Here is a 9100-nt window from a genome sequence, read left to right as displayed (position 1 = left end):
CCCACCCCGGGGCCACCCCCATGTCTGACGGCAGGCGTCACCCGTGGATGTTTCACGGTGTCATGGCCTGAGAAACCTGGAGGGTCCCCAGGGCTCCATGGACGCAGCCTGCCTGACGTTACCGGCGAGGACGCTCCGGCGGCACCGGGCGGATCTGCGTCTTCTCCGACGTGTTCAGCTCCGTCTTCGGCCTCCCGTCGTCCTCGTCTTCGTCTTCGGGCGGCGGCGGCCGGGGCGGCAGCGAGGGGCGCAGCGCCGGAGCGGCCTTCGCGGGCGGCGCGACGGGGGCCTTGGCGGGCACCTGCACCTGCACCGGAGCGCCGGGCTTGGCGGCGGCGTGGCCGGAGACCGGACCGTCCGGGGCGGCGTTCTTGAGGACCTGCTCGAAGCGGGCCCAGTCCTCCTTGAAATGCGCCGGATCCGGGAGGCCTTCCTCGCGGTGCTTCAGCGAGGGCGCCCAGCGCAGCTTGTAGGCCTCGCCCACCTGGAAGCTGGGCGGGGGCGGCACGCCGTAGGTGGCCGGGTCGAAGAAGGCGTCGTCCAGGTCCTCGAAGCCGTACGCGCGTGCCTTGTTGACGAAGTTGGGGATGATGCCGGTGGGCGCGTGGTAGCCCAGGATGTTGCCGTGCTCGTCCTTGGAGACGGGCGTGAAGACGAAGATGTCCTGCGTGCGGTACTCGCCCTTCTCCGTGAGCGGGAGCACCTCCGACAGGGCAATCGTCTTGCGGCTGCCGTCGTGGAGGCGCTCGCAGCAGATGACGAAGTTGATGGCGCTCGCCACCTGCGCGCGCACGGCGACCATGGGCAGGTCGATGGAGGACATCAAGCAGAGGGACTCGATGCGGCGCAGCGTGTCCGTGGGCGTGTTCGCGTGCGTCGTCGCGAGCGAGCCGCCGTGGCCGGTGTTCATGGCCTGCATGAGGTGGAAGGCCTCGCCGCCGCGCACCTCGCCGACCACGATGCGGTCCGGGCGCAGACGCAGCGCGGAGTGCAGCAGGTCTCCCATGTCCACGCCGCCCTTGCCGAACTTGTCGGGGGGACGGGATTCGAAGGCCACGATGTGGGACTGGTTGAGCTGGAGCTCGGCGGAGTCCTCGATGGTGAGGATGCGCTCCTCGTCCGGGATGAGGGACGAGACGATGTTGAGCAGCGTCGTCTTGCCGGAGCCCGTGCCGCCGGCCACCAGCATGTTGAGCTTGGTGGCGATGCCCGCCTCGATGAGGCGCGCCATGGGCTTGGTGAGCGACTTGAACTTCAAGAGCGAGTCGATGCTCAGCTTGTCCTTGAAGAACTTGCGGATGGAGATGGTGGTGCCGCTGCGCGCGATGGGCGGAATCACCACGTGGATGCGGCTGCCGTCGGGCAGGCGCGCGTCCAGGCGGGGACGCTCGTCGGTGAGCGGGCGGCCCACGAACTGCGCCATGTTGCGCGCGGCACCAATCAGGCCCTCTTCGGAGAAGGAGGCATCCGTCTTGGTGAGGCGGCCCTTGCGTTCAATCCACACGTCGGTGGGGCCGTTGATCATGATTTCCGACACCGACTCGTCGTCCAGGTAGGGCAGGACGGGCTTGAGAAAGGCGCGGAGCGACTCGGTGTACATCGTCATGGCGGCGGCAAGGCTAGCGCGCCCCGGCGCCGTCCCCAAGCGCCCGACCTGACTGCCTGCTCGCTTTCCGGTTCAGCGGCCCGCCCCCACCGCAACGTTCGCCGCCCGGCACCCGGGTGCAATCCAGGCCGCTTCCGGGTCGGACTCGCGGGTTAGGGTGCGGCTTCACGGAGGGACGCAACGATGCTGGCGGACGGGTTGCCCGAAGACTGGAAGAAGGTGCTGCATGACGCCATCCACGCGCCGTCGTTCAAGGACCTGGAGCGCTTCGTCCGCGAGGAGCGCAGGGAACACACCGTGTTCCCCTCGGAGGCCGACATGTTCTCCGCCTTCCGCCTCACGCCCTATGACGACGTGCGCGTGCTGCTCCTGGGCCAGGACCCGTACCACGGCCCCAAGCAGGCCCATGGCCTGGCCTTCTCCGTCCAGCCCGGCGTGCCCCCTCCGCCCTCGCTCGTGAACATGTTCAAGGAACTCCAGAGCGACCTGGGTGTGCCCAAGCCTCGCGACGGCTCCCTCATCCCGTGGGCGAAGCAGGGCGTCCTCCTGCTCAACACCGTGCTCACCGTGCGCCAGGCCCAGCCCAACAGCCACGCGAAGCACGGCTGGGAGCACTTCACCGACGCCGTCATCCGCGCCGTGAGCGACAAGCCCGACCCCGTCGTGTTCCTCCTCTGGGGCAAGCCCGCCCAGAAGAAGAAGGCCCTCATCGACACGAAGCGCCACGTCGTCATGGAGGGCGTGCACCCCTCGCCGCTGTCCGCCAGCAAGGGGTTCTTCGGCAGCAAGCCCTTCAGCGCGACCAACGATGCGCTCAAGGCCCGGGGACAACCGACCATCGACTGGACCCTGCCCGCGTAGTCAGGTCGGCGGAAGCCCGAGGAGCGACTGCCATGGGAGAAGTGCTGCAGTTCCTGATCATGGGAAGCTTCTGCCTTCTCGTGGGAGCGGGCTTCGCGGGGCTCATCTACGTGAGCGCGCGACAGCAGTTCAAGAAGTTCGGCATCAAGGACATGGCCCACCTGCGGAAGTTGGCGAAGGAGCCGCCAGAGGCCATGCAGGCGACGGTCGACGCCACGGTGCGGGAAGAGCTGGAGCCGGTGAAGGTGACGCCGCCCGGTCATTCTCCGCGCTCGCGCCTGGAGCAGCTGCGCGAGGTGGGCCTTCGCGGCGACGCTGGCACGCTGGAGCGGTTCGACCCGGACTTCTCCCCCGTCGTCTTCGAGGACTTCGCCCATGCGCTCTTCACGCGCGTGCACGAGGCGCGCGGCGGAGGACGGCTGGACAGGGTGGGGGCCTGGCTCTCCGACGACGCCTTCGAAGCACTCCGGACGCTGGGGCGGCCGGCGCAGGTGAAGGACCCGCTCGTCGGCGTCATGGCCTACGCGGACGTCACCGGCGTGGCGGACAACAGCTCGCGCGTGCAGGTGTCGCTGCGCTTCGAGGCCCACTACACGGAAGTCGATGCCGTCGGCGCCGAACAGCCCTGGTACGTCACGGAGGCGTGGACGCTGGAGCGGACCCCGGCCGTTGCCTCCCGCTCGCCCGACACGGTGGGGACCTTCATCTTCACCTGTCCGAACTGCGGCGCGCCGTCGGAGGCGCAGCGGGGCGGCACCTGCTACCGCTGCGACACGAAGGTGAACACCGGCGGGTTCGACTGGGTGGTGCAGTCGGTGCGCTTGCTGGCGCGTGAACAACGCGTGCCCCGCGGCATCGGTCCTCCCAGAAGCCGGGACCCGAAGCTGCCCACCCTGCGCGACGCCCGCGCGGAGGCGAACCTGGACGCGCTGGGGCGCGAGGATCCGGACTTCATCCTGCTGGCCCTGCGCCCGCGCCTGGAGCTCATCCTCCAGGAGGTGCGGGCGGGCGCATCGCATCCGGACGGGCAGGGCATGCGGCCCTTCCTCGGCGACAACGTCTTCCGGTCCCAGCGTCATGGGAGCCAGGCCTCCCGCGACGCGGGGGTGCGCCATGTCACCCGGAGGTCGGCCATCCAGCACGTGTCGCTCGCGCGGATGTCGCGGGACACGTACTACGACGCCCTCACCGTGCGCGTGCACGCCACCTGTGTGGACTACTCCGTGCGCGAGTCGGACCAGAAGCTCGTCGCTGGCAGCGCGGAGCACCCCCGGGACTTCAGCGAGTACTGGACGCTCGTCCGGAGACGGGGCGTGAAGGGCGCGCCAGGGACGACGCGGACGTGTCCGTCCTGCGGCAAGCCCCTGACCGTCGACGCGGCCGGGTACTGCATGAGCTGCCAGGCGCACCTGACGTCCGGTGCGTTCGACTGGGTGCTCCACCGCATCGAACAGGACGCGTCCTACCGGGGATGATGCGATTAGGATGCGGCGCATCATGACTGCCGCCTTCCTCGCCGCCACCCTCGTCGAACCGCTCGCTCCGGGGCACTACCGCTCGCGCTACGAGGCCGCCTGGTATCAGGGCCGGGGCGCCTACGGCGGCGTGGTGGCGGGGCAGGTGATGCGCGCGCTGGAGCACCACCTGGATGACGCGCGGCGGCCGGTGCGCTCGCTCACCGTGCACTTCTGCTCGCCCGCGGTGGAGGGCGTGGCGGACGTGCACACGCGCATCGAGCGCGCCGGCAAGCTCGTCACCCACGCCACCGCGCGCGTGGAGAGCGCGGGCGTCGTCGTGGCCGTCGCCACCGCCACGTTCGGCGCCGCGCGTGGCGGGGCTCCCGGCTACCTGGAGTTCGTCATGCCGGAGGTGCCGGCCCCGGAGTCGCTCACGCCCGTGGACGCCGATGCGCCCATGCCGGACTTCTGCCGCTTCTTCGAGTACCGCTACTGCGTGGGCTCACCGCCGTACTCGGGCGCGGCCGTGGCGGAGGTGGGCGGCTGGCTGCGGCCTCGCGACCCCACGGTGCTGGACTCAGCGCTGTGCGTGGGCTTGATGGACGCGTATCCGCCGTCGGTGCTGTCGCAGGTGGACGGCTTCCGCGCCGCCGCCACGGTGGACTTCACCGTGCAGTTCTTCCAGACGTTCCCGCTCGCGGGCAGCGCGCCGGACACGCACTACCTGCGCACCGGCCGCTCGCGCCAGGCCGCCGAGGGCTACACCGAGGAGTCCCAGCTGCTCTGGACCCGGGACGGCACGCTGCTCGGGCAGTGCCGGCAGCTCGTCGCCGTGCTCGGCTGAAGGTCGCTTCAGCGCGCGGGGCCCGCCAGCTCCGCCACCACCGCGTGGTGGTCGGAGACCGCCTCCGGCAGCCGCTCGTACCGCGTGAAGCGCAGCGGCGCGGAGACGAGCACCAGGTCCAGCCTCTGCTGCGCCCGGGGCTGGGGCCAGGTGGGCTCGCCTCCCGCCGGCGTGTGGAGCCCCAGCGCGGCGCACAGGCGCGCCACCGGGCCGTCCACCACCGTGTCCTCCGCGTTGAAGTCGCCCAGCACCACGCGGGGCCGCTCGGGTCGCTGGCGCAGGGCCTGGATGAGCAGGTCCACCTGCCGCTGTCGCACGGGCGCGGAGAACGGATCCAGGTGCAGTGAGACGACGTCGGGCCCGGGGCCGTCTTCGCCCGTGAGCGTCGCGACGACGTAGCCCTTGTCCACGCGCCGGTCGCGGCCGAAGTGCGCGGAGTCGCAGGCCTCCAGCCGGTGGCGGGAGAGGAGCGCCGTGCCCTGCGCGAGCAGCCGGGCCACTCCGGAGTGCACGCCGTGGTGTACGTGCGGATAGCCGGCCCTCGCGGCGATGTGCTCCACGTGGTCCACCTGTCCGCTGAAGAGGCTCGCGCGGTCCACCTCCTGCAACGCCACCACGTCCGCGGCCTCGCGATGGAGCAGCGCCGCCACCGCATCCAGCGTGCCCAGCAGCGCCGAGCGCCGTCGCAGGAACGGCAGCGGCATGGCGAAGGGCGCGCCGTGGGCCACGTTCAGGGTGAGGACCTTGAGTCGCATCGCATCTCGGAGTCGCACTGCTCCAGGGAGTCGCACCGCTCCAGGGGGAACACGGAGCCACGTGTGCGGGCAAGTCCGGAAGTGGGGCCCAGGCCCTGGACAGCGGGGGCTCCCCGCCTTGGACAAAGGTTGTCGTCCCCGTGAACGCTGGGGAGACGGGCGTGTTGGGGGAAGGTCGCCCGCTTGTCTGCTAACCTGGAGGGGAGCTGACGGTCCGGGATTCCGGTGGGGGCGCATGCGCGGGACCCGAGGCACGGGGCGGCACCCTTCGTTACCTTTCCATGCAGTGCCCGTCGTCGTGCCCCTTCTCCGTGGGAGTGTCTGACCTGAGCCCCGTTCCTCGCTACGAATCCCTGTTCAAGGCGGGTGACCTGGAAGGGGCCCGCCGCGCGGCGCTGAAGGCGCACGAGCAGGACGCCTCTGACTGGCGGGCGATGCTCACGTTGGCGCGGCTGGCCCTGGTTGACGGCAACGAGGCGCTCGCGGAGTCCCTGCTCCTGGGCGTCGCCCGGGCCGGCGCGGGCGAAGAGCGCGAGACGCGGCTGGTGAGCGCGGCGCTGCACACGCGGCGCAGCGAGTGGCCCCAGGCCCTGGGGCTCTACCTTGAACTCGTGGCGGAGCCGTCGCCGCCCACCGAGGCCTTCTTCGGCCTGGGCTACGTGCGGGTGGAGCAGGGGGACGCGGCCGCCGCGCACCCGTCGCTGGCGCACGCCGTGTCGGTGGAGCCGCGCGTGGCGCTGCACCACTTCCAGCTGGCCCGCGTGCTCTTCCTGCTGGACCGGCTGGAGGAGGCCTTCGCGCACCTGGAGCGTTCCCTGCACCTGGATCCGTGGCACGCGCCCAGCTACCTGGTGTTCGCGCGGGCGCTGGAGGCGGGCGGTGAGCTGGAGGCGGCGGAGGACCTGCTGCGCCAGGGGCAGAAGGCGGTGCCGGACGACGTGGGCCTGCTCAAGGCGCTGGCGGATGTGCGGCTCGCGCGCGGCAACGTGCGGGGCGCGGTGTCCGCCGCGGAGGCGCGCGTGCGGGTGGAGCCCGAAGGCGTCGCGGCGCTGGGGCACCTGGCCCGCCTGCGCGTGACGGAGCGCCGCTTCCGGGAGGCCCTGGAGCTGTGCGACCAGCTGGAGGCGCGCGGCATGTCCACCGGCCTCAGCCGCTCCGTGGAGGCGCTGGTGTTCGAGGCGCAGGAGCCCCCGGACATGGCGCGCGCGGTCGCCGCGTGGCGCGAGGCCGTGCGCCTGTCCCCGGATGACTGGATGCCCGCGTGGCGTCTGGGCCTGCTGCTCCTGCGTCAGGTGGAGGGCGGCCCTCCAGAGGCCGCGCTGCCCGCGCGCGAGCTGCTGGCGGAGGCGCACCACCGCGCGCCCCACCGGCCCGAACCCGTCCTGTCGCTCGCGCGCGTGGAGGCCTGGCTGGGCGAGCGTGCCTTCGCGAGGGACCGGCTGGCGTCGCTCCTGCGCCATCCCGCGCTGGCGCCCGAGTGGCGCGAGCAGGCCGAAGCGCTGCTCACGGAGCTGGGCCCGCGCTGACCCTGACGTCGGCGGTGTCCTGGCGGGCCGGAGCCCGGCTCAGGCGGCGATCTGCTTGCGCAACAGCCGCGTCAGCTCTCCGGCGTCCACGGGCTTGGGCAGCAGCTCCGCGCCGTAGCGGATGGCCACGGGGATGAGGTCGTCCAGGTCCGAGTGGCCGGTGAGGAAGATGAACGGCGCGCGGCACCCCTGCAGCTCCCGCATGGCGGCGAGCACGTCAGAGCCGTTCATGTCCGGCATGTTGTAGTCACACAGGATGGCGGCCACGCTGGTCAGGTCCAGGTGGAACGCCTCCGCGGGAGACTGCACCGTCAGCACGGTGTAGCCCGCGCTGCGCAGGACATCTCCCACGGTTGCGAGAACGAAGAGGTCATCGTCGATGACCAGCACGCTTGGCATGGGGAACTTCCTCCGGCGCTACGAGGCCCCAACTGTATCCGAGACCCATCTGCCGCGCGCCCACCCCCACCGCGCCCGCCTGGCGAGGGCCCGGGATTTGTCGTGAGGTGTGCGCGCGATTTCCCTCAGGGCTTCGACGGGATGAGGACGAGCTGCTCCTGGGGTGGGTTGAGGTACTCGGCGCCGGTGGCGGTGATGACGGCCATCTCCTCCACGGAGAGGATGCGCAGCGCGTCTGGACTGCTGCCGTCCTTCCAGGCGAAGAACCCGTCGAACGCGAACACCTGACCGGGCTGCAGCGTGCGCAGCGCGGAGCCCGTGGGCGGCTTGCCTGCCTGCGCGCCGGAGAGCGCGGGGCCGGCGTCATGGGCCCAGTAGCCCACCGGGTGGCCGGTGCCCCACATCACGGGCTCGGAGCCCGCCTCGCGCATCCAGTCGCGCTGGGCCTTGTCCACATCGTAGCCGCGCACGCCGGGCTTCATCGCCGCGAGCGCGATGCGGCTGCCCTTCTTCGACTTCTCCCACTTCGCCAGCGCCTCGGCGGGCGGCTGCTTCTCGCCCGGGGCCAGCACGTACGCGAAGCGCTGGATGTCCGTCACCCAGGTGCCGCCCACGCGGATGCCGAAGTCCGTCTGGATGAAGTCCCCTGGCTGGATGACGCGGTCGGTGGCGTTGGAGTGGCCGCGCGTGGGGCCGCTGTTCACGTTGGGGTTCTGGTCCGGCGCCCACCCGTCGCCCACGCCCAATTCCACGATGCGCTTCTTGAGGAAGCGCGCCACGTCCGAGTCGCGCGTCTTGCCCGGCACCACCGTGCGGTACGCCTCCTCCTCCAACTGCGCGGTGATGGCCGCGGCCTTGCGCATGATGTCCACCTCCTCCGGCAGCTTCACCGACAGCCACTCGGAGACGAGGTCCTCGGCGGACACCAGCTTCTTGCGCAGCGCGGCCGGGAGCGCCGCCTCCAGCTTCGCGCGCTGCGTGGCGGACAGCCCGTCCGCGATGGACAGCCGCTCCGACGAATTGACGGCCACCTTCGCGGGCTTCGCCTTCACCAGCCGCGCGGCGACGAGCGAGAGCACGTCCGCGCCCCGGTCCACCGCCACCACCTCATCCACCACCGCCATGTCCTTGAGCGCGGTGGCCTCACCCTCGGGGGACAGCGCCAGCGAGCGCACGTTGGCGCCGTCGCGCAGGAACAGGAACGCCGCGGTGCCGCCCGCGTTCTCCCCGCCCACGTGGGCCGCGAGCGGGTCGTTGTCGTTCTCACGGCAGAGCACCACCCACGCGTCCACGCCCGCGCGCGCCATGGCCTGGGGCAGCAGCTTCTGGAGGCGCTCCTTGCGCAGGCGCGGCCACGCGCCCTCCGCGGCGGGCACGGCGGGCGCCGCGTGGGCGAAGGAAGCGAACAACAGGGCGGAGAGGAGGACGGGCCGGACGCGCGTCATGGATGCGTTTCCTGGGTGGGGGAGGGCGCCGATTGTTCCATGCCTGCGCGCCAATGAAAGCCACGAGCGGCGGACGCATGGCTCGCTTAGAGTGGAACCATGGCCAAAACGGCACCCCGCAAGTCCCCGGTCAAGGCGAAGAAGCAGCCCACGCGCCCTCCCGAGCCCGCGAAGCCCCCGGCCCGGCCCGCGAAGTCGGTGAAGTCC

The 9100-nt window shown here is 71.5% G+C and carries 8 protein-coding genes; 4 read left to right on the top strand and 4 right to left on the bottom strand.

All coding sequences use genetic code 11. The features are described from left to right. Positions 1–118: 118 nt before the first annotated feature. Positions 119–1606, bottom strand: a complete 1488-nt coding sequence (locus D7X12_RS35470; RefSeq protein WP_120629636.1) for a TadA family conjugal transfer-associated ATPase — start codon at positions 1604–1606, stop codon at positions 119–121. Positions 1607–1789: 183 nt separating this feature from the next. On the opposite strand from D7X12_RS35470, the gene D7X12_RS35465 reads away from it, so the two are divergent. From D7X12_RS35465 to D7X12_RS35455, 3 genes are read left to right on the top strand one after another with little or no spacing between them, the layout of a single operon-like run. Further along, positions 1790–2467, top strand: coding sequence for a uracil-DNA glycosylase (locus D7X12_RS35465; RefSeq protein ID WP_120629635.1), 678 nt, complete (start codon positions 1790–1792; stop codon positions 2465–2467). Positions 2468–2499: 32 nt separating this feature from the next. Beyond that, complete coding sequence (locus tag D7X12_RS35460; protein ID WP_120629634.1) at positions 2500–3942, top strand: TIM44-like domain-containing protein; 1443 nt, start codon at positions 2500–2502, stop codon at positions 3940–3942. Between the two features lie 22 nt (positions 3943–3964). Further along, the gene (locus D7X12_RS35455; protein ID WP_120629637.1) at positions 3965–4768 is read left to right on the top strand and encodes a thioesterase family protein; all 804 of its coding nucleotides are present in this window, start codon (positions 3965–3967) and stop codon (positions 4766–4768) included. Between the two features lie 8 nt (positions 4769–4776). Here D7X12_RS35455 and D7X12_RS35450 read toward each other — a convergent pair whose 3' ends face one another. Continuing rightward, positions 4777–5523 carry an endonuclease/exonuclease/phosphatase family protein gene (locus D7X12_RS35450; protein WP_158620186.1) on the bottom strand — a complete coding sequence of 249 codons (747 nt, stop codon included), beginning with the start codon at positions 5521–5523 and terminating at the stop codon, positions 4777–4779. 311 nt (positions 5524–5834) lie between these two features. Here D7X12_RS35450 and D7X12_RS35445 point away from each other — a divergent pair, with 311 nt between their 5' ends. Continuing rightward, the gene (locus D7X12_RS35445) at positions 5835–7049 is read left to right on the top strand and encodes a tetratricopeptide repeat protein (RefSeq protein ID WP_244224973.1); all 1215 of its coding nucleotides are present in this window, start codon (positions 5835–5837) and stop codon (positions 7047–7049) included. Between the two features lie 39 nt (positions 7050–7088). Here the strand turns inward: D7X12_RS35445 and D7X12_RS35440 are convergent, their stop codons facing one another. Then, complete coding sequence (locus D7X12_RS35440; protein WP_120629631.1) at positions 7089–7448, bottom strand: response regulator; 360 nt, start codon at positions 7446–7448, stop codon at positions 7089–7091. Positions 7449–7573: 125 nt separating this feature from the next. Continuing rightward, a complete protein-coding gene (locus D7X12_RS35435; protein ID WP_120629630.1) occupies positions 7574–8893 on the bottom strand; it encodes a M24 family metallopeptidase in 1320 nt (439 codons plus the stop codon). Positions 8894–9100 lie beyond the last annotated feature (207 nt).

The organism is Corallococcus sicarius (assembly GCF_003611735.1).
Lineage (GTDB): Bacteria > Myxococcota > Myxococcia > Myxococcales > Myxococcaceae > Corallococcus > Corallococcus sicarius.
Note: the sequence above shows the minus strand (reverse complement) of the source record. Positions and strands in the feature narration are given on the sequence as shown.